This is a genomic window from Arthrobacter sp. P1_A5, from assembly GCF_056406825.1.
Window position 1 is genome coordinate 1 of sequence record NZ_JBFTZL010000059.1, and the last position, 19,668, is coordinate 19,668.

16 protein-coding genes and 1 pseudogene are annotated in these 19,668 nt (G+C 64.4%); 4 read left to right on the plus strand and 13 right to left on the minus strand.

What is annotated here, in order from left to right; translation table 11 throughout:
• Window positions 1–51 precede the first annotated feature (51 nt).
• The 9 genes from AC1D1S_RS10520 to AC1D1S_RS10560 form a co-directional block, all read right to left on the minus strand.
• Window positions 52–1,398, minus strand: a complete 1,347-nt coding sequence (locus tag AC1D1S_RS10520) for a glycosyltransferase (RefSeq protein WP_476994395.1) — start codon at window positions 1,396–1,398, stop codon at window positions 52–54.
• A 181-nt stretch (window positions 1,399–1,579) separates the two neighbouring features.
• Window positions 1,580–3,448 carry a glycosyltransferase gene (locus AC1D1S_RS10525; RefSeq protein ID WP_476994396.1) on the minus strand — a complete coding sequence of 623 codons (1,869 nt, stop codon included), beginning with the start codon at window positions 3,446–3,448 and terminating at the stop codon, window positions 1,580–1,582.
• Between the two features lie 70 nt (window positions 3,449–3,518).
• Window positions 3,519–4,799 (minus strand): UDP-N-acetyl-D-mannosamine dehydrogenase, encoded by a 1,281-nt coding sequence (wecC, locus tag AC1D1S_RS10530; RefSeq protein WP_243177132.1) that lies wholly within the window; start codon window positions 4,797–4,799, stop codon window positions 3,519–3,521.
• Window positions 4,780–6,687 carry a glycosyltransferase family protein gene (locus AC1D1S_RS10535; protein WP_476945990.1) on the minus strand — a complete coding sequence of 636 codons (1,908 nt, stop codon included), beginning with the start codon at window positions 6,685–6,687 and terminating at the stop codon, window positions 4,780–4,782. The genes wecC and AC1D1S_RS10535 overlap by 20 nt, the downstream gene beginning before the upstream one ends.
• A complete protein-coding gene (locus AC1D1S_RS10540) occupies window positions 6,687–7,574 on the minus strand; it encodes an ABC transporter ATP-binding protein (protein ID WP_243177130.1) in 888 nt (295 codons plus the stop codon). Before AC1D1S_RS10540 ends, AC1D1S_RS10535 begins: the two co-directional genes overlap by 1 nt.
• Window positions 7,561–8,448, minus strand: a complete 888-nt coding sequence (locus AC1D1S_RS10545) for an ABC transporter permease (protein ID WP_476994397.1) — start codon at window positions 8,446–8,448, stop codon at window positions 7,561–7,563. Before AC1D1S_RS10545 ends, AC1D1S_RS10540 begins: the two co-directional genes overlap by 14 nt.
• Window positions 8,448–10,196, minus strand: coding sequence for a glycosyltransferase family 4 protein (locus tag AC1D1S_RS10550; RefSeq protein ID WP_243177128.1), 1,749 nt, complete (start codon window positions 10,194–10,196; stop codon window positions 8,448–8,450). The genes AC1D1S_RS10545 and AC1D1S_RS10550 overlap by 1 nt, the downstream gene beginning before the upstream one ends.
• A complete protein-coding gene (locus AC1D1S_RS10555; RefSeq protein ID WP_476943635.1) occupies window positions 10,193–11,446 on the minus strand; it encodes a glycosyltransferase family 4 protein in 1,254 nt (417 codons plus the stop codon). The genes AC1D1S_RS10550 and AC1D1S_RS10555 overlap by 4 nt, the downstream gene beginning before the upstream one ends.
• Window positions 11,447–11,448: 2 nt before the next feature.
• Window positions 11,449–11,823, minus strand: coding sequence for a hypothetical protein (locus AC1D1S_RS10560; RefSeq protein ID WP_476994398.1), 375 nt, complete (start codon window positions 11,821–11,823; stop codon window positions 11,449–11,451).
• Between the two features lie 534 nt (window positions 11,824–12,357).
• Here AC1D1S_RS10560 and AC1D1S_RS10565 point away from each other — a divergent pair.
• On the plus strand, window positions 12,358–12,858 hold the full coding sequence (locus tag AC1D1S_RS10565; RefSeq protein WP_243177126.1) for a DUF3515 family protein: 501 nt from the start codon (window positions 12,358–12,360) through the stop codon (window positions 12,856–12,858).
• 32 nt (window positions 12,859–12,890) lie between these two features.
• On the opposite strand, the gene AC1D1S_RS10570 is transcribed toward AC1D1S_RS10565, so the two are convergent.
• From AC1D1S_RS10570 to murA, 4 genes are read right to left on the minus strand one after another with little or no spacing between them, the layout of a single operon-like run.
• Complete coding sequence (locus tag AC1D1S_RS10570) at window positions 12,891–14,021, minus strand: D-alanine--D-alanine ligase family protein (RefSeq protein WP_476994399.1); 1,131 nt, start codon at window positions 14,019–14,021, stop codon at window positions 12,891–12,893.
• A 14-nt stretch (window positions 14,022–14,035) separates the two neighbouring features.
• Complete coding sequence (locus AC1D1S_RS10575) at window positions 14,036–15,088, minus strand: NAD(P)H-dependent glycerol-3-phosphate dehydrogenase (protein ID WP_243177124.1); 1,053 nt, start codon at window positions 15,086–15,088, stop codon at window positions 14,036–14,038.
• Window positions 15,085–15,891, minus strand: a complete 807-nt coding sequence (locus AC1D1S_RS10580; protein ID WP_476945988.1) for a lysophospholipid acyltransferase family protein — start codon at window positions 15,889–15,891, stop codon at window positions 15,085–15,087. Before AC1D1S_RS10580 ends, AC1D1S_RS10575 begins: the two co-directional genes overlap by 4 nt.
• Before the next feature lie 10 nt (window positions 15,892–15,901).
• Window positions 15,902–17,227, minus strand: coding sequence for a UDP-N-acetylglucosamine 1-carboxyvinyltransferase (gene murA / locus AC1D1S_RS10585; RefSeq protein ID WP_476994400.1), 1,326 nt, complete (start codon window positions 17,225–17,227; stop codon window positions 15,902–15,904).
• Window positions 17,228–17,476: 249 nt separating this feature from the next.
• Here murA and AC1D1S_RS10590 point away from each other — a divergent pair, with 249 nt between their 5' ends.
• The 3 genes and pseudogenes from AC1D1S_RS10590 to AC1D1S_RS10600 all read left to right on the plus strand — a co-directional run.
• On the plus strand, window positions 17,477–17,995 hold the full coding sequence (locus tag AC1D1S_RS10590) for a GNAT family N-acetyltransferase (RefSeq protein ID WP_476994401.1): 519 nt from the start codon (window positions 17,477–17,479) through the stop codon (window positions 17,993–17,995).
• Between the two features lie 211 nt (window positions 17,996–18,206).
• Complete coding sequence (locus AC1D1S_RS10595; protein WP_476945986.1) at window positions 18,207–19,172, plus strand: amidohydrolase family protein; 966 nt, start codon at window positions 18,207–18,209, stop codon at window positions 19,170–19,172.
• A gap of 128 nt (window positions 19,173–19,300) precedes the next feature.
• A pseudogene (locus AC1D1S_RS10600) lies at window positions 19,301–19,668 on the plus strand (HNH endonuclease); the annotation flags it as partial.

Below are 19,668 nucleotides of genomic sequence, written 5' to 3' on the forward strand. Positions count from 1 at the left end.
ATCCAGGCCAGATTAACAGGACCACGGGTCCTCTGCCTTTTGCTCGTGACGTTATGAGTAGAGCGATCCCGCCATCTGGTGCAGTTTGCGGTCAACGGCCTGCGACATCACACGGCCCCATTGGAGTGTCACGGAGCGGTCATCAAAGCGCTCAGCGGTCTCCCTGGCGGCATGCCGCATGGCTTCCATTTCCACGCTCGAAAGTGATCCCTGCCGGGCGATCCGCTTGGCCAGCCCCTCGATATCCCCGGCCTCGACCAAATATCCATTGACACCATCAACAATGATGTCGGCCGGTCCGTAGGGCATGTCGTACGCGATCGGAATGCAGCCAACGCTCATCGCTTCCAGGAGCACCAGCGGGAGGCCTTCCATGCGGCTGGTCAGAAGCATGAACGAAGCCTGCGAGAGCCGCTCCCTGGGCTCGCTGTCAAAGCCGCCAAGGTGGACACTCTGGTTCAGGCCCAGCTTGGAGATGAGTGTCTCCAGCTGTTTCCGGGCCGGGCCTTGGCCATAGATGGTCAGGTCGAACGGCGCTCCGGCCAGGGCATTTGCCTTCCCAATTCCTCGTATGGCGTGGTCTATGCGCTTACGGTGCGTAAGGCCCGCCAGCATCACCCCGTGGTCCTGGGAGCGTCCGGCCGAAGACGGCAGTTGTTCCGGTAGTTCGGTGCTGTTGGGCACCACGAATGTGTTGCCGGGCCCGAACGCCGCATCCACATCATCCTTCTGGCGCTCAGTCAGCAGCACGATCCCGTCATAGGTATCCAACCGCTCAAAGACATAACGGCGTACGGAGCTCAACTCGCCGTTCGGGGGTACCTGGCCGGATGCCATGTGCGAATTGTGGATAAGGTGCAGGGTCACCACATTGTCGCGGCGGAAACGCGTGATGAAATTCGCGGTGGTCTTACTGTCCACGATCATAAAGGTCTCCTGGGTGCCCACAACCATGTCCAGCCAGAAAAGGTACAGAGGCCACATCTTGTTCCAGCCTGCTACAGGCTCCCCGTTGTGGTCACAAAGGGTAATAAGCCGGCCGCCCTCCACACCCCGGTCGTTGATGTCGCGCTGATCCGAGACGAAAAGACTCCCGTCCGCACGGAAATAATCAATTTGAAGCGTTTTTTCCGCCGCGGCATCGAGGCGTATTCTCCGTCCGAGGGATCCCCGGGAAATTTCCGCAGTATAGGGCTCCTCGTCAGAGATTGGCGCGAAATTTCCCACAAGGTTCTTGTCTCCGCGGGCCGCAGACACGTCCGGGTCCGGCAGGGCTGCCAATTCTTCCCAGAGGTTCCGCAGACGCATGCCCGGAACCAGTTCGCCCGCAACCTGCATCTCGCAGCGCAAGTCGTCGAGTCCGCTGTCGTATTCGAAGGTGAGGACGTCGACCGGCACTCCGGCTTCACGGACAAAGGCCCTCGAGCGTCGCAGAAGAGCGCTGGTCATCCCGCCGAAGTCCGCGGGTATCCCCCACGTGACGGCACAGTGATACCCCGACGGTAGTTCTATCGGCGAACGCAATTGGTCATTTGTTGAAGACATTTGTGACTCGTATCTGTGGTTTTCAAGTATGAGGTCAGGCGAAGCTGATACTCATGTTGCCGTGCACTGTTGCATACACACGGGGAGCTGCTTTGACTTCCGCCAACGGCATCCGTGTCACCGTAGTAGCCTCGCCGATTCTCGTCTCAAGAAAGACGTCGGCCGTGCTGCCGCCCATGGCGTTAAGAACGTCCGACTCGAACGGGAATCTGACGGCATACCTGCCCGATGCGTCTTTGCTAAAGCCTGTTGATGCAACGCGGAAGAATGCTTCACCAGGCCGGAGGCGGAGCCTGCAGTAGAAGGCCGGGACGCGTTCCTGCCAAATCGGCTGCTGCAGGTGCAGCCTTAAGGTGGCGCGCACCTCCAGGCCACCACCCGCGCTGTACAAACACGCTGAGTCTTCTATCTCTACCGTGTGGTCGATCCCTTTGGTTCGCTTGCCCTCAGCTGCATGATTCATGGCCTCCACCCATTGCCGCACGACATTCGCATCGGAGAAGTCGTCGGCCCTGGTTCGCGCAGCCTCGCGCATCTCCTGGACTTGCAACGGAGGCATGTCGACGAACTCGGCTATGCAGCGTGCAAGTTCCTCCACGTTGCCATACTCGACAAGAAAGCCATTGACGCCATTGGTGATGATAGAGGCGGGTCCGTACGGCAGGTCATAAACGATAGGGATGCACCCGGCGGCCATGCTCTCCACAATTACCAGGCCAAACGCCTCGGACGTGCTGGTCAGCAGCGAAAAGGACGCGTCTTTGAAATGAGATTGGGCGTTCGTGACATGGCCCATCAGCTGAACATTTCCGGTTTCGTTGAGATCGGTGACCAGTTCTTCCAACTGGGACCGCTGGGACCCATCGCCGAAGATCTTCAACCCGACAGGGGCCGACAACGTGGTGTTCGCCAAGTGGATGGCCCTGACAGAATGGTCAACGCGTTTCCGGTGGCTGAGGGTCGCGGCGTGCATTCCGGTTCGTTCCCTGCGCGCACTGTCAGCTTCCGGCCCGGCGGCAAGGGACCGTCCGTTCGGGATCACGTACCAGTTACCAGCCTGCGCATACCTCCGGCGCACGTCAACAGCTTGTTGCTCGGTGAGGAATACAACACCGTCGAAGCCTTCCAAGCGAGGGAACACTTCCTCAGCGGACGCGGTAAGCTCCGAGGCGAAGCCTGCGGAGGGGTCTTCCAAGTGGTTCTCATGGACTTGATAGAGCACCACGGCGTGTTCACGCTGGTAACTCGCCATGAAGCGCGCCGTGTTCTTGTTGTCGACCACAAAGTACGCTTGCTCCCCCGCCAGCACGTAGTCGAGCCACGATCGATACAAACCCCAGGCCGATCCCCACTCCTGAAGCGGAAGGCCTGCAGCGTCACAAAGTGTTAGCGACCGGCCCCCGTGCACCCCGAGCAGCTTCGCATCGTGCCGATCCGATAAGAGGAGCGAGCCGTCCGAGCGAAAATGATCGACCTGCAACAGCGTCTTCCCGTCGTCCGCATAGCGGGCCAGACGCTTATGAGGGCCCTCCAGCTCGACAAGCTTCGCGGAAGGCTGCATGGCCAACGGAGAGTACGAAGCAAAAGCGCCCTCTTCGTATTCCGAGTCAAGCGCCGGCTGGGAGCCGATGAATTGAGCCATGGCTGGGAGGTCTTCCCAGAGATTCAGGATGCGCGTGCCTTCCGACAGGAAACCCCGGTCTGTCAACACTCCGCGGAGTGTTGAATAGTCCCGGAAGTCGTCGAAAGTCAGGATGTCGACAGGAGCCCCACCCTCGGACGCGAAGGATCGTGAACGATGCAACATGGCGTTCGTTCGTCCCGCAAATTCCGATGGCAGGCTCCACGTCACCGCGAAATGCCTGCCGGCGGGAAGCAGCCTGGCAGTTGGATCAGAATTCAATTTGTCCCCATTTTCTTTATTGCACGCGAAACCTCTGCCTGAACATCGAGTGTCAGTTTCGCCTGTTCCGTCAGCGCCAGAAACCGCGGGTATCGATGAGCCGCTTGCCTTCGAGGCTTCTGGGCTCGATGTCGCGGAATTTGTCGTGGTCCACCAGCAGCACCACTACCTGGGCAGCCTCAATGGCTTTGTCCGTTTCCACCAGCCGGATATTCTCAATCACGGCGAGTTCCTGCGGCAGGTGATCCTTGTGCGGTGCTGCAACCAAAATCTCGGCATCCGGATGCTGCATAGCCACACGCCGGACGATCTCCACGGCCGGAGATTCCCGGACGTCGTCGATATTTGCTTTGAAGGCCAGGCCCAGGCAGGCAATAGTCGGACGGCTGTCGTCGCCGACAGCCTTCCGGACCTGTTCCACAATGTAGCCAGGCTTGCCGTCGTTGACCTCGCGGGCAGTCCGGATCAGCGTCGAATTCTCGGGGTCGGCGGCCACGATGAACCAGGGGTCCACGGCGATGCAGTGGCCGCCGACGCCGGGGCCGGGCTGGAGGATGTTGACCCGGGGATGGTGATTGGCCAAGCGGATGAGTTCCCACACATCGATGTCCAGGTTGTCGCTGATGACGGACAACTCGTTCGCGAAGGCAATGTTGACGTCGCGGTAGGCGTTCTCGACGAGCTTGGACATTTCCGCCGTTGCGGCGTCCGTGAGATGGATTTCGCCCTGGCAGAACACTGCGTACAGGGCGGCGGCGGCTTCCGCAGCCTCAGATGTAAGACCGCCGACCACCCGGTCGTTGGTCACCAGCTCGATCATTATCCGGCCCGGCAGCACCCTTTCAGGGCAGTGCGCCACCAGAAGCTTCGGCTTCCCGTCGTGGCCGTCCAGGCTGAGGTCCGGGCGCAGCCCAAGGATCAGCTCGGCGAGGCGGCGCGTGCTGCCGGGAGGCGACGTCGACTCGAGGATTACCAGTTCCCCGCCGCTCAGCTGCGGGGCGATAGCGCGGGCGGCGGCAGCAATATAGGACATGTCGGCCGACTTGTCCGCCTTGAACGGGGTCGGCACGGCCACGATGTAGGCATCCGCGGCGGGCGTTTCGAGCTGGGCCCGGAGCCTCCCCTGGCTCACCGCGCCCGCGACGTGGACGCCCAGGTCAGGTTCCACGAAGGGCACGTCGCCGTTGTTGATGGCGGTCACGGTGATCGGATTGACGTCGACGCCGATCACCTCGAGACCATTGGTGGCCAGGATGGCCGCCGTGGGCAGCCCGATGTAACCGAGTCCGACGACGGCGACTGTCCTGATGGGTGCCTCGGTCTCGGCAGCCTTAGATGTCAACATGTTCATTTAACTTTCCATAGAATTTCAAGTCTCCGGACGCGAGCAGCTCTGCGTCCTCCACCTGCCAGGTGTGTCCGTCACCGGTGCGGACCTGGAAGTAATTGAAGCGGTCCGCCGAGTAAATGATCCTACCGGCGGCATGGGCGGCACGGAGAAATCCTGTGTCCTCGCCGATGCTGACCTGGAGGAAGGGGTGGTCCGTGAAAACTTCCCTATGGGCCATGATGGTTGGCCCCATCACGAAGTCGGTGAACCGGTGTTCCCGGGCCGCGAACCGCAGGATCGCGGCGTTCGTCGTCTCAAGATGCATGTAGTGGGCTTGTTTCCCCACAACATCGGCGCCGGAGTAGGACAGGGCATGGAGCTGGTCACTCAGATAGTGCGGGCCGTAGTGGTCGTCGTCGTCCATCTTGGTGAGGACCTGCCCGCTGGCCGCGGCGACGCACATATTCAGGCACTCCCCCAGTGACACGTCCCGCGGTGCCTCAAGGAGCACGACGTTGCGGAGCCCGGACTTTTCGGACAGCTCCGCCAGGCGTTCGGCTGAGAGCTGGAAGCCGTGGGTGAGCAGCACCAGCTCCGGCTCCACGCCGCGCTGGCCGGCCAGTGTCCGGAAGACCTTTTCCAGGTTTTGGGGCCGGATGGTCGGCAACAGCACGGACAGGGACGGCCGCGGCGCGCCCGCCGCGATTGCTGGCACGGCATGGTGCAAGACAGTGGCCGCCCGATGGGAGTACGTGTGGTGCGACCAGATGGTGCGTTGGGCCAGGTGGGCCGTGCGGTCGTTCAGCTCCGGGTTGGAAACCAGCGCCCGGGTGAGGTGCTCCGCTTCCTTGCGGGTGGCGGCCACGGGCACGGCCGCGGGGGTGAAAAACTGTCCCATGGCCTGGCTGGGCGCGGTGATCACCGGTGTCCCGGACGCCGAGATTTCAAAGATGCGCCGGGCGCACATGCTGGGCGAGTCCACAACCGAATTGACGTTGAGGAAGACCTTGTAAGCCTTGTAGGCGGACAGCGTCTGCGCGTACGTCAGCGAACCGACCACGTGCGAGTCCAGCGGTGCCGGGAACTGGTACTCGGCGTTGCCGCCGAGCTGGCGGGAGAAGATTTCCAGCCCTGTCTTCATCCGGGTGGACGCGTCCAGCGCCCCGCCGAGCAGGAGGTCCATCTGGGCACGGCGTTCGGGATATTTGTGGGCAAAGTACATCCCGGCAAAGGCAACGTCCCGCTGGTGCCGGCCGTGTCCGGGCCGCACGGGGTTGTGGATGGCCGGCTGGGCCGCGAACGGGAGCACGGCTACGCGGTCATGCCCGAGATCCTCGGTGTACTGGGCTATGCGGCCGGAGTCAGAGGTGAAGACGTGGTCAAACAGCCGGGCAGCGGGCAGGAAGTCGTCATAGTGCGGCGGGTCCTCCTTGTTCCAGAAAACTGTGGGAATCCCCTGCTCCCGGCACCACTGGACCAGCGCGCGGAACTCGCTGCTGGGCCCGCTGGGGCCGGTCAGCTTTCCGCGCCACAGGCCGCCGTTTCCCGCCCAGGCCGACTCCACGAACAGGAGGTCGACGGCGTCGGATGCAAGATCGCTGCGCCAGGTGTGGGGGTGTACGGCGCTGGTGGTCCACTCATAGCCGAAGGCCAGGGCGGAAAAGTCGTCCAGGATCACCGCGGCCCGGACGTCGGGCCGGGACGGTTGGTGCTGTGGAAGGGCGGCCGGAATGAGCGAGAGCCGGCGTTTGCGCCCCCGCCCCGTCCAGGCCGCTTCCACGCCCTGCACGTTGCGGGGCGCGGCGAAGCCCTGTTCGGTCCGCTCGCGGGACCGCCAGGTCTTGTACTGCGCCACACCGCCCCTGCGCAGATGCCACAGGCCTTTCCGGACCTCCCGGAGACCCGGCATCAGCCTCGGCTCCGGCGTGAGGACCGCCCACGGACCTCGGTTGCCACAAGATTCGCTTTGGCGTCGTCGAGAATCTTGGCGGCTGAAATGTTGTTGCCTTTGGACAGGTGACGGGTGAAGTCCTGATAGGCCTTGATCGCGATTTCCGGCTCATCGTCCATGATGAGATCGCCCTTGTCGAGCCAAATCACGCGTGTGCACATTGCCTTGATCGTGTCMAGGCTGTGGCTGACCAGAAAGACGCAGCCGGCCTGCTCGCGGAGTTCGTCCATCCGCAATTTACTGCGGTCACCAAACTGGGCATCACCGGTATTGAGCGCCTCATCCACCAGGAGAATCTCGGGATCGACGCTCGCGGCGATGGCAAACCGGAGGCGGGACGCCATGCCCGACGAATAAGACTTCATCGGTAAGTGAATGGACTTCTCGAGTCCGGACAGTTCGACAATACTGTTGAACTTTTCGTCCACTTCGGCCCGGCTCATGCCCATGGCAAGGCACCCCAGGATGACATTCTGGTCCCCCGACAGGTCTTGGACCAAGGCTGCGTTGACGCCGAGCATGATCGGCGTGCTGGAGGCATAAACGGCCCCCGACGTCGGCTTGGATTGACCGCTGATGATCTTCATCAGCGTGCTTTTTCCGGACCCGTTGCGGCCAATGATACCGACGGATTCGCCTCGCTCCACCACCAGGGAGAGCTCGTTCAGGGCCTGCACGGTCACCATGTGCGGCTTGTTGACGGCGCGGCGCAGGAACCGGGGCTTGGCGGTGTCAGCGTCAGTGTCCGAAGCAGCGCTTGAGGCGACGCGATAACGCATCCGCACGCTGTCCACGACCACGCATGGATGTCCCTCGATGAAGATTTCCCTTTCACCCGCGTCCATAGGATTCCTCCCCCTTCCAGAAGTAGACAAGCCCAACAGCCAGCGCTCCCAGGGCCCAGGCCGCAAGGATTGCCCACGACTGCCACTGGGGAACCCGGGCGTAGAGGACGCAATCCCGGATTATGTCAATGACGTTGAACAAGGGATTGAGCTTGATGGCGGCGAGCATTTGGGGATGCGTGACAAAACGCTCGTAGGTGTAGAAGATCGCGGATCCGTACATCCACGCCCGCAGCGCGAAGGGCAGCAGGTGCGTGACGTCGTGAACGCGGGAGATAACCCGGGCAAGGATGAGCCCCACTCCGAGGTTGAATAGCGACTGCAGGAGTATGGCCGGTACCACCAGTACCCACAGCCAGGTGATGTTCTCGGCTGGAGGCAGCACCACCACGATCAGGAGCATGGCGAGCATGAGGGGCACAGCCGAAAGCAGTTCGCGCACGTTGGCGCCGATGGGGAGTGCGGCGCGCGGGAAGTTAAATGCCTGAACAATCGACTTGTTGCTCCGGATCGAGCGTGCGCCGGAGGTGATGGCACCGGAACTGAACTGGAACACGAAGATTCCCACCACCAGGTAGCCCACGTAGTTCTCAACACCGCGGCTGGTCTTCAGCAACAATCCGAAAATCAGAAAGTAGGTCAGGCCGTTGAAAATGGGGTTCAGGAGCAGCCATGCGCTGCCCAGTCGATCTCGCCGCGTTCCGCTTTGCACCCGGGCGCGGGCATCGTAAAAAATGAACTGCCGGAAGTCCCAGAGCTGAACAAGATAGTCCAGGAAGTTGGGCCGCGAACCGACACGGGTCAGCCGCCGCATGTCCACGGAGAGAGGCTGAACAGCCACCGGCTCCGGGTCTATTGCACTATCTGCGGACACTACTCGATCTCCTCATGTTCATGGTGCAGCCCAGCGTAACGCGCGGCCAGCGCCTCGGCGTTGGCCGCCCAGGTCCTCTCGGCCAGGACTGCGGCCCGGCCAGCGCGCCCCATCGACGCCCGTCGGCTCGCGTCGAGCAACAGCGCCGAGATCGTGCGCGCAAGCTCGACCGGTGACGCGGCRGGGACCAGAAGCCCGTTGCCGCCGTCGTCTATTATCTCCCGAAGTGCGGGCAGGTCGCTTCCAACCACCGGCCGCGCACTCGCCAGCGCCTCGACCGGCTTGAGCGGGGTCACGGCACGGGTCACGTCCAGGTCCTTGCGCGGCACCACGAACACGTCCAGGGCCTGATGATAAAGCGGGGTCTGATCCCGGGGCACCCTGCCCGTGAAGATCGCCCGCTCGGCCAGGCCGAGGCCCCGGACTTGCTCCCGCAACGCGGGACCGGCCACGCCGTCCCCAACAATCAGCAGGCGCAGCTGCGGAAATTCCGGCGCCAGGAGGGCGAACGCGCGGACCAGGTCATCCAGGCCTTCATACGCGACCAGGCTGCTGACCGTGCCGATGTAGAGTCCGTCCCCGGGCAGGCCGAGTTCGCGGCGCGCGTCGGCGGCGCCCCCGGGCTGGTCGAGGAACGCCCCGCCCACGGCATTGGGAGCGATGACGATCTTCCCGCCCGGAATGCCCGCGGCCACAATATTGGCTTTCATGGCATGGCCCAGCGTCACCACCAAATCGGCGTCGCGCATGACTTCGGTTTCCCGGGCCTGGAATTGCGCGTACTTTTCGCTGTCCCGTGCCGCAGGTCCCCGCGTGGCGGCCCACGTGTCTGCCAGTTGGCCGCGGACCTCGTACACCCACGGGATGCCCAGGGCCTCGGCCACGGCCCGGACCACCAATCCATTGACGAAGTGTGTGGTGGTGTGCAGGACGCTCGGCCTGAATTGCAGGGCCACCCGCAGTAATTCCTCAGCCTGTTGCTGCAGACGCGCGTCCATGGTGAGGGCCAGCCGCGACGGGAGGAGACGCCGGTAACGGACGCCATCCACGACGTCGGTGGCCCGCGCCAGGAATTTGCCGACCTGCACGGGGTACCCGAGCCTCGTGACCGCCAGGACGCCCCAGCCCGCTTCCCGCTGGGCCACCATGATGGAGTGGGATCTCTGGGCGTAGCCGCTGGCAGTGTGCGGCAGTGAATTCGTGAGCAAATGCAGAACCCGGCCCGGAACCGGTTCGAAATCCTGCCGACGGAGCACCGGGGCTGCGCCGGCGTAGACCGCCGCCTCACCGGCGAGGCGTGCCTGCTGCCGCCGTCCTGCAGCGCCGGAGCCGTCGAGGGCCTTGACGGCCCCGCTGAGGTCCCCGTCATGCCACAATCTGCGGGCCCGCGCAGACTTCAGGCCGCGAGCATTTCCTGCCTTGGCCAATAAGTCGTCCGATATCTCCAGCAGGCCGGCGGACAGGGCAATGTCCGCAAGGCGCCGGGCCGGTTCCCCCTGGGTGGGGCCATCCGCGGCCAGTTCGAGGCGGCGCTTGGCATCGGCGTCGTTTCCGTTGCTGAGCGCGGCGAGGATGACGGGAACCGCCACCGAGTTCCTCGGAAAGGCGGCGGTCACAACCCGGCCGAAAGGGCGCACGACGGCGGGCAGACGGCGGGCAGCTTGCAGGTACAGGAGTACCGGGTCATCAACCAGGTGTTGGCTGATGACACTCGCGGCCAGCCGGGCATTCTTGAGGAGCTGGATCATTTGCTGGGAACGTCCGCCAGAAGCTCGGAGATGAGTTGCATGTAGCGGCCGGCGAGGTGTCCATATTCTGCGTTGGATTTAACCCACTGACGGCTGTCCCCGTTGCGGACCAGCCTGCTTCGGTCGGCTGCGAGCTCGCGCCACAGATCCGCCACAGCTTCCGGAGAGCTGGCAACAATGTCCCCGGCTTCCGCGTCCATGACTATGCGGGCCGCTTCGCCGCGCACCACAGCAGTGATGTGGCGGCCGATGGCCAGAACTTCGTAGGTCTTGGATGGAACGGTGGTGTCGAAGGACTTCCAGTCGTCTCGAAGGGACACCAGGCAGGTGTCGGCCGACGCATAGCGCTCGAGCATGGCGTCCCCGGTCAGGGGTGCGTGAAACGTGACCGGGGCCTTCAGCTCCCGCGCCAGCTTCTCCAGCGCCGGCCGCTGAGTCCCGTGGCCCACCAAGTGCAGGTGCATGGAGTCCCCCACGAGGGCGCTTGCCCTGATGGCCACGTCCAGCCGCTGGCTCTCGCCGTGGTTCCCCAGGTACAAAGCTTCAAAGACGTCGCGGTCGAGTTCCGGCGGTCCCATGACGGGGATGGAGTCCAGGTGCACGCCGTTGCTGACGGTCGCTACGTTGCGGATGCCGCGCGCCCGAAGCGTCGCGGCGAATCCCTCGGTCACGGTGACCACGAGGTCGGCGCGGTGCTGGACAAAATCCACAACGCGCTCAACGACGCCTTTCACGCTGCCCTGGACCAGCCGGGCGTCGCGGGCCAGGTCGGGCCACGCGTCCCGCATTTCCACGATCAGGGGCACGCCGCGGGCCTTGGCCAGAATGTAGCCGGCTGCCAGGGAGGGCAGCCCCGGCGCCGTGACAATGACGACGTCGGGCTTGCGGACCATGAAACCGGCCGGAATCGACAGTGCCGCGGAAAAGCACTGGTCCAGCAAACGTGCAGCCCGGGAGTTGCCGTGGCGGAGGTAGGGGACGCGGAGTATCTTCTCGGTAAACTGCCCTTTTTGCGGCTGGAAAGGCCTCCCGGCCATCTTGCGCGGCAGCGCCCGCCGGCCGAAAGGATAGTGCGCTACGGGTGTCACGACGTCGACGTCCCAGCCGGATGCGGAAAACTCCTTGATCATGGCGGTCCAGCGGCGCTGGGGAGGGCTCTGTTCCGGCCAGTAGGAGTGGGTCAGCAGCGTTATCCGAAGGCCCTCGGCCTGCGTCCCTTGTGGTGTGCGGTCAACGAAGTCGTGGCGCATGTCTAGAGTGTTACTTTCCCGCCTTGGCGGGGACGGACCATGGTCTTCCCGCCGAGGAAACGGAAGTAGGCCAAACCCGCGCCGAGCAGGATCAGGACTGTGATCAGCTGAATCCCCAGCGGGCTGCCGGTGGCTACCGCAACGGCGGCCTTGACTTCAGACTTCACCATGACGGGGGGCTCGCTGGGGGTGGCGATCACCGCAGGGGCCGTCGACGGCGCTGATGTCGGCGAAGGTGTGGGCGTCGGTGTTGCCGACGCTTCGGCGGGGGCCTCTTCCACTGGCTCGGGATTGGCAGCGGGCGGCGCGAGGGCCGGCGCCAGCGCCGGCGGTGCGGTTACTCCGGGAACCGGCGCGGGATTTGCGGCGGTGGGCACGGTGACGGGGGCAGGAGCGGGAGCGGGTGCGGGTGCGGGTGCCGGGGCGGGTACCGCGGGGACGGGAGCGGGCGCGGGGACTGGCTCGGGTACGGGAGCCGGCTCGGGCGCGKGGTCAGCAGGCTGCTCCGGGGCAGGCACGGGTTCAGGAACAGGATCGGGAGCCGGAGCAGGAGGCGGCTCGGCCGGCGATACTACTGGTGGGACCGGAAGACCCAGATCATCAGCGTGGGCAGGAACAGCCGTTCCCGCGATGGAGAGGGCCAGGAGCAGTGCTCCCAGCCCGACGCGTGCTGACTTCAGTTTTTGGCTGCGCGACGTCATCGACAGGCCCTCCCCCAGGTGCGAGATTGAATCAAGTTTGTGCGGTCGTGGCCATCACTAACGTCGTTGTCGGCAAAACCCCAGCGGTGCACGGTCCCCCCAGTCTACTTGACGGCAAGACAAGCTGTTCACCTCAGTGCCACCGGGCCATGATATAGGGCAGTCCGGGCCGTGACCATAGCGCCACGCGGACCGGGATAAGCTGGATCAATGCTCCCTCTCAGCCGTCCGGTTTCCGCGCGCCTGTCCTTGACTGTGGCGGCCGCCGCAGCCGGCCTGGCCTTGACCTCATGTTCCCCGGTTGTCGACGTCACGCCCGCCAAGGATGCCGCGAACGCGGCGTGCGCGCCAATGATGCTTGCCCTGCCGGACGCGATCGGCGATGCCAAGCTGCGGAAGACCAATGCCCAGGCCACGGCGGCCTGGGGCGATCCGTCCCAAGTGATTCTGCGCTGCGGCGTCAACGTTCCCGGCCCCACGACGGACCGCTGCGTCAGCGTCAACGACGTCGACTGGGTCATCAAGGAAGGCGACCCCGTGTGGACGCTGACCACGTTCGGCCGCGAACCGGCCACGGAAATCCTGATGGACCCGGACAAGATTAGTTCGGCCACCGTGCTGGCGGACCTCTCCGCCGCCGCGCTGAAGATCCCGGCAACCCGGAAATGTGTGGGTCAAGAGGACCTGCAGAACCTCCCCACCAGCAAGTAGAACCGGGCAGGCGCGTCCGCGCCCGCCCCGTTCTAGCGCAGGCCGGTCTTGCGGTTCAGGGCCAGGTGGATCAGCTCGTCAATCAGGTCGGCGTAGCCCAACCCTGAGGCCTTCCACATCTGCGGGTACATGCTCTTGGGCGTAAACCCGGGCATGGTGTTGATCTCGTTGATGATCAGTTCGCCATCAGGGGTGTAGAAGAAGTCAACCCGGCTCAGTCCCTCGCCGCCGACGGCGTCAAAGGCGAGCGCGGCCAGTTCCCGGACACGGGTGATCGCTTCTTCGGGGAGGTMGGCCGGGCAGCTGAGGGCCGCGGCGTCGTCCACATATTTGGCGTTGAAGTCATAGAATTCATGGCCGCCGCCCGCGACCGAGATCTCGCCCGGCATGGACGTCCGGGGAGCATCGGTCCCCCGGCCCTCCAGCACGGCACATTCGATCTCGCGGCCCGTGATGCCGGCCTCGATGACCAGCTTGGGGTCGTGCTCGCGGGCGATCTCTATGGCGGCGTCGAGGCCCTCGAGGGAGTCCACCTTGGAGATGCCCATGGAAGACCCTGCCCGGGCCGGCTTGACGAATACCGGGAAGCCGAGCTGGTCCACGCGCTTGCGGACGGTCTCGGGATCGTTGCGCCACTGCCGGTCAGTCACGGCGATGTAGGGTCCCACGTGGAGCCCGGCCGATTCAAAGACAACCTTCATGAAGTGCTTGTCCATGCCGACGGCGGACGCGAGCACTCCCGCGCCCACGTAGCGGGTGTCGGACAGTTCCAGGAGGCCCTGGATGGTTCCGTCTTCGCCGAAGGGCCCGTGCAGCAGCGGGAAGACGACGTCGACGGCGCCCAGCTCCTGCGGGACGGTGTTCGGTGCTGCGACGATCAGCTGGTGCTCGCCGCCGATCTCGGCCAGGGTGACGGTCTGCGCCGAGGGGGCCACCTCGGGCAGCGACGAGGCAGAGAGCGACCACTCGTCGGTTCCGCCGGACGCCAAAACCCACTGGCCGGTCTTGGCGATCCCGATAGGGATCACGTCGTATTTGTCCTTGTCGATGGCTCCCAGGACGCCGGCGGCTGTCACGCAGCTGACGGCGTGCTCGCTGGAGCGGCCGCCGAACAGCACCGCCACGCGGGGTTTGGACTGGACCGGACGGTCTTTTGTGGTCATGTTCCCTGACACTCTCAGTGGTCGCCTTCGGCTTTCAGGTCCCGGGACAGCAGCAGCGGACCCAGTTCATCGACGGACAGTTTTCCGGCAAGGACCGCGACGACGGCGGCCGTGATCGGCATGTCGACGCCGAGCTTTCCGGCGAGTTCGTTGACAGCCTGGCTGGACTTGATGCCTTCAGCCGTCTGCTTCATTTCGGCGGTGACCTGGTCAAGGGTCAGCCCCTTGCCGAGCAGCCTGCCGGCCGTGTGGTTTCGGGACAGGGGCGAGGAACAAGTCGCCACGAGATCGCCCAGGCCTGCGAGCCCCGCCATGGTCCGGGCTTCGCCGCCCAGGGCGAGGGTCAGCCGTGAGGTTTCGGCCAAGCCGCGCGTGATGACGGAGGCCTTGGTGTTGTCCCCCATCTTCTTTCCTTCGCAGATTCCCACGGCCAGTGCGATCACGTTCTTGACGATGCCGCCGATTTCGACGCCGATCACGTCGCTTGTGGTGTAGGGGCGGAAGTAAGGGGCAGTGCAGCTGCGGGCGATCCAGCCTGCCGTGATCGGGTCCGTGCAGGCTACCACCGAGGCTGTTGGCTCCTCCCGTGCGATCTCCATGGCCAGGTTGGGGCCGGAAACCACGGCGACCCGGTCGGCAGGCAGGTCCAGCTCCGCACTGATGACCTCGCTCATGCGCGCATCGGTGTGGAGCTCGAGGCCCTTCATGAGGGACACCACGACGGCGCCGGGCGCCAGATGTTCTTTCCAGGCCTGCAGTTGCGGCCGCAAGGTTTGTGCCGGCACGGCCAGGATGACCAGCTCCGCGCCCGAGAGGACCTCGGAAACATCTTTCGATGCAGTGATGCTGGACGGCAGCGTGATGCCGTTCAGGTACTGCTCATTGCGGTGCAGGGTGTTGATCTGGTCCACGATTTCGGGGCGCCGTCCCCAGAGGCGGATGTCTCGTTCGACCCCGGAGGCCGTGGCGGCGTCAGCAACAACCTTGGCGAAGGTTGTACCCCAGGAACCTGCCCCCAGAACGGCCACTGTGGTGGCGGATGCTGCTCGTTCAAAGTTAACCGTCATCCGGTGCTGTCCCCAATGTTCTCGTTCGATGCGCCACCCTCTTGGATGGCTTTATCTTCGGCGCCGCCCCGTTCGACGAAACGGCCCTGTGTGGACTGGTTGTGCGCCGCCGGGTTCCACCGTTGCGCGGGCGGTTGCTCTTCACGCAGTCCTGCCAGGAGGCCGGTGATGGCGTCCATGATGGCATTCGTGGCTGCGTCGAGCGTCGCCTTGTCCAGCGGGTGGCCCTCAAACGCGCTCAGGTCCACGGGATCCCCGACCACCAGGCGGGAGGTCTTGCGGGGGAAAATGTAGAAACGTTTCGCATACCGCGGGAAGACCTCTTGGGCACCCCAATGGGCGATGGGCACGACGGGAATGCCGCTCTCCAGTGCCATCCGCGCGGCACCGGTGTGCCCTTTCATCGGCCAGAGTGCCGGGTCCCGGGTCAGGGTTCCCTCTGGGTAGATGATGATCGCCCCGCCTTCGTTCACGATCTCTTTGGCGAGTTGCAGCGAACGGTTCGCCCCCGTCGTCGAACGTTCCACCGGGATCTGCTTGGTGGACCGCAGGACGGCGCCAAGGACCGGCACCTTGAAAAGGCCGGCCTTGGCGAGGAAATGCGGCATCCGTTTCTGGTTGTAGAGCATGTGCCCCACCACCAGCGGGTCGATTTCCGTGCAGTGGTTGGGCGCGGCGATGAAGCCCCCGGCGGGGAGCTTTTCGAGGCCTTCCCACTTCTTTCCCATGAGGAGGTTCATCACGGGCCGGATGATCCCGGCGACTGTCACGAACGTGGCGTGGCTCTTGGCCGATTCCTTCACGGGACCCCCGCTACTTGGCCGAGGTGATGTCGAAATCGGCGCCGAGGCCCGCGAGCTTCTCGGTAAAGCGCTCGTAGCCGCGGTTGATGATGTCGATGCCCGTGACACGGGAGGTGCCAGTGGCGGCCAGGGCGGCAATGAGGTGGCTGAATCCGCCGCGCAGGTCCGGGACGTCGATGTCGGTGCCCTTGAGCTGCGCCGGACCGGAGATGACGGCGGAGTGCAGGAAGTTGCGCTGGCCGAAGCGGCACGGCACGCTGCCGAGGCACTCGCGGTGGACCTGGATATTGGCGCCCATGCGGATCAGTGCATCGGTGAAGCCGAACCGGTTCTCGTACACGGTCTCGTGGACAATCGAAACGCCCTCGGCCTGGGTCAGGGCGACGATGAGCGGCTGCTGCCAGTCCGTCATGAATCCGGGGTGCACGTCTGTTTCGAGGACCAGGGGGTTGAGCTTGCCGCCGCGGTGGTAGAAGCGGATGCCGTCGTCGCCGATGTCCATGCCGCCGCCGACCTTGCGGTACGTGTTCAGGAAGGTCATCATGTCGCGCTGGGTGGCGCCTTCGACAAAGATGTCGCCGCGGGTGACCAAGGCCGCGGAAGCCCAGGAGGCGGACTCGTTACGGTCCGAGAGGGCGCGGTGGTTGTAGCCGCCGAGATCCCTGACGCCTTCGATGCGGATGGTGCGGTCAGTCTGGACGCTGATGATGGCACCCATCTTCTGCAGCACCGCGATGAGGTCCACGATTTCCGGTTCGGTGGCCGCCCCGGAGAGTTCGGTGATGCCTTCTGCGCGCGTGGCGCTCAGCAGGACCTGCTCAGTGGCGCCCACGGACGGGTAGGGCAGCGCAATCTTGGCGCCCTTGAGCCCGTTGGGCGCGGAGATGTGGATGCCGCCGGGGCGCTTTTCCACGACGGCGCCGAACTGTCGCAGGACATTGAGGTGGTAATCGATCGGACGGTCGCCGATCTTGCAGCCACCCAGGTCCGGGATAAAGGCCTCGCCGATGGCGTGGATCAGCGGCCCGCACAGCAGGATCGGAATGCGCGAATCGCCGGCGTGGGCGTCGATGGCCGTACTGGACGCGGTCTTGGCGCCCTTCGGGTCAAGCGTCAGATCGCCTGTCACGGGATCCTTGTCGACCTTGACGCCGTGGAGCTGAAGCAGGCTCGTGACAACCTCAACGTCCTTGATTTCAGGGACGTTGCGCAACACCGATGGCTCGTTGCCCAAAAGGGCAGCAACCATGGCCTTGGGGACAAGATTCTTGGCCCCGCGAACGGTGACGCGGCCAGTTAGCGGGACGCCTCCGCGGATTGTCAGAACACTACTCATATACCGGTTTCCTCACGACTACTCGCCCCCAAATCCTTACAAAGGCTCCAGCTAAGCATAGGAGCATCCGTTACCGATCTGAAATACGGAGCGGTTCCAGGGGCCCCGTGTTGGCCCTTTCGGCACGGATGCGGCGGCGCTTTCGGGCCTGCGGACGTTGCATCGGGTGGGCGCTGAGGGTTTGCCGGGTGGGACCGAAGACCGGACCGACTCCTGAGAAAAGGAGAACCCTTCGAATACGATCGTGTGATGCCTCGCCTTATCGCTCCGGACGTCCGTTATCACGCCTCCTGGTTGGAAGGATCCGCCGAATTTGACGGCGCGCACCGGGACGGCGCGGGTGCGGAGGACTGGCCACTGGAAGAACTCGAAGATGACCAGTCGTTCCGCCGCTTCGTCGATGCCCTCGTCAACGATGCCAGGCCGGAGAGCCCGAGGAAACCAGGGTACGTGCCCTGCACGTACCTGTGGATCGTGGACGGTGACACCTTCCTTGGCTCACTGGCCATCCGGCACGAGCTGAACGATTTCCTCCTCAACCAGGGTGGGCACATCGGCTACAGCGTGAGGCCCTCCGCCCGGCGCCGCGGCCACGCAGCTGCCGCCTTGGCCAACGCCCTGCCAATTGCCCGGGAGCTGGGCATCGCCCGGATTCTCCTCACCTGCGATGAAGATAACGCCGGTTCAAGGGCCACAATCGAAAAGAACGGTGGCGTCTACGAAGACAGCCGCAGCGGCAAACGCCGCTACTGGTTCGTGCCCGACTAACCGGAAGCTCAAGTAGCCGGAAGCTCAAGTAGAAGGAACGGATCCCAGCGCCCGCGGCCTTGGTACACACGAGTTCTACGAGCACCCAGTGACGGTCCAGCTCAGTCCCAGGCACCGTTCGGCGGTCTGCTCAGGGGTCGGATTTGCGCGTAGATTGTTCACATCCGCTGAGGGCCCGCATATCAGCGAAACGACGTGGACAAGGATCCGGATGGGCCGGCCGTACCGCATTGACACTCACCAGCACATCGTTCCGCCCGGGTATGCGCGCTGGATGCTTGAAAAGGGCATCCGCCCCGGCGGCATTGGCCTGCCGCCGTGGTCCGAGCGCTCAGCGTTGAAGTTCATGGACAGGCACGACGTGCAGACCGGCATCTTGTCCCTGTCCACTCCCGGCGTGTACTTCGGGGACGCTGCGGAGGCACGGCGGCGGGCGCGGGAGATCAACGAATACAGTGCAGAGGTGGTCGCTGCCCGGCCTGAGCGGTTCGGGTTCTTCGCGACGCTCACGCTGCCGGACGTGCAAGGCGCCCTGGCGGAGGCCGAGTACGCCCTGGACACCCTGCTCGCGGACGGGATCGTATTGCTGGCCAACAACGCCGGCCGCTATCTGGGCGATCCTGGCTTTGAGCCTTTGCTGGAGTTCCTGCACCACCGCCGGGCCGTAGTGTTCATCCACCCCGCTGAACTGCCCGGTCCGGCGGTGCCGGGCATACCCGCCTTTGCCGCAGATTTCATGCTCGACACGACCCGCACCGCTATCAGCCTGATCCTGTCCGGTGCGATGGAAAAGTTCTCGGGAATCAGGTTCATCCTGGCCCACGCGGGCGGCTTCGTGCCTTACATCGCCTACAGGATCCTGCTGACGATGCTCAACGATAAGGACCTGGCTCTCAGTGCACTGGCGGCGCTGGGAGATAAGAAGCAGTCCATCTTGCGGCGGTTTTATTACGACGTGGCCCTATCCGCCAGCCCGGCGGCCCTGCCCAGCCTGCTCGAGGTAGCTGACCCGGGCCGCATCACATACGGAACTGACTTCCCGTTCGCACCCTCTGCGGCGATCGACTTCCTGAATATGGAGTATGAGAATTATCCGCTGGACCCCTCCGTGCGCACGGCGATAGACCGCGGCAATTCCGAGGCGCTCTTTCCCCGGCTGAGGCCTGAGCAGACTTAGTTCATATTGTGCGCGTTGCGCTCCCTGGCAGGAGGGGTTCCGGTGGAGGACGGTTGAKCCGGTGGAGCGGGCACGTACGATCCGGAGGAAAGAACCTGATTGTCAGAGGTCCCTGAAACGCTGGGTTCATGGACGGCAATCACGGGCCCGAAGTGGCTCCGGCGGGACACGGCGACACCGGCTTCGGCCGTGCTGCGGGCGATGCCGCCGCCATTCYGGGCACCGCRGAGGCAGCCGTCGCGGACGTGGCGGGCCGGCTGGCCGCCGGACCGCTGGGCTTAGGCTGTCCGCCCACGGACAGTGCCGGGATCATTGACCGGATCCGGGAACTGGAAGACTGGAAGTCCGCCGCGTCCGCGGAACAGGCCCGGCACGCCGTGGCGTTCGACCTGCTCCAACGCCGCGAACAAGCCGCCGCCGGGGTTCCGGCCAAGGAACTCGGGACCGGTGTCGGCGCGCAGATCGCCCTCGCCCGCCGCGAATCACCCGCCAAGGG

What these genes read in the sequence shown, in the direction of transcription:
- AC1D1S_RS10535 (WP_476945990.1), bottom strand. Translation starts at nt 6,687, where the DNA reads ATGCCGGGTCTCCGGGAGGTCCGGAAAGGCCTGTGGCATCTGCGCAGG.
- AC1D1S_RS10590 (WP_476994401.1), top strand. Translation starts at nt 17,477, where the DNA reads ATGCCTCGCCTTATCGCTCCGGACGTCCGTTATCACGCCTCCTGGTTG.
- wecC (WP_243177132.1), bottom strand. Translation starts at nt 4,799, where the DNA reads ATGAACATGTTGACATCTAAGGCTGCCGAGACCGAGGCACCCATCAGG.
- murA (WP_476994400.1), bottom strand. Translation starts at nt 17,227, where the DNA reads ATGAGTAGTGTTCTGACAATCCGCGGAGGCGTCCCGCTAACTGGCCGC.
- AC1D1S_RS10555 (WP_476943635.1), bottom strand. Translation starts at nt 11,446, where the DNA reads ATGCGCCACGACTTCGTTGACCGCACACCACAAGGGACGCAGGCCGAG.
- AC1D1S_RS10565 (WP_243177126.1), top strand. Translation starts at nt 12,358, where the DNA reads ATGCTCCCTCTCAGCCGTCCGGTTTCCGCGCGCCTGTCCTTGACTGTG.
- AC1D1S_RS10575 (WP_243177124.1), bottom strand. Translation starts at nt 15,088, where the DNA reads ATGACGGTTAACTTTGAACGAGCAGCATCCGCCACCACAGTGGCCGTT.
- AC1D1S_RS10595 (WP_476945986.1), top strand. Translation starts at nt 18,207, where the DNA reads ATGGGCCGGCCGTACCGCATTGACACTCACCAGCACATCGTTCCGCCC.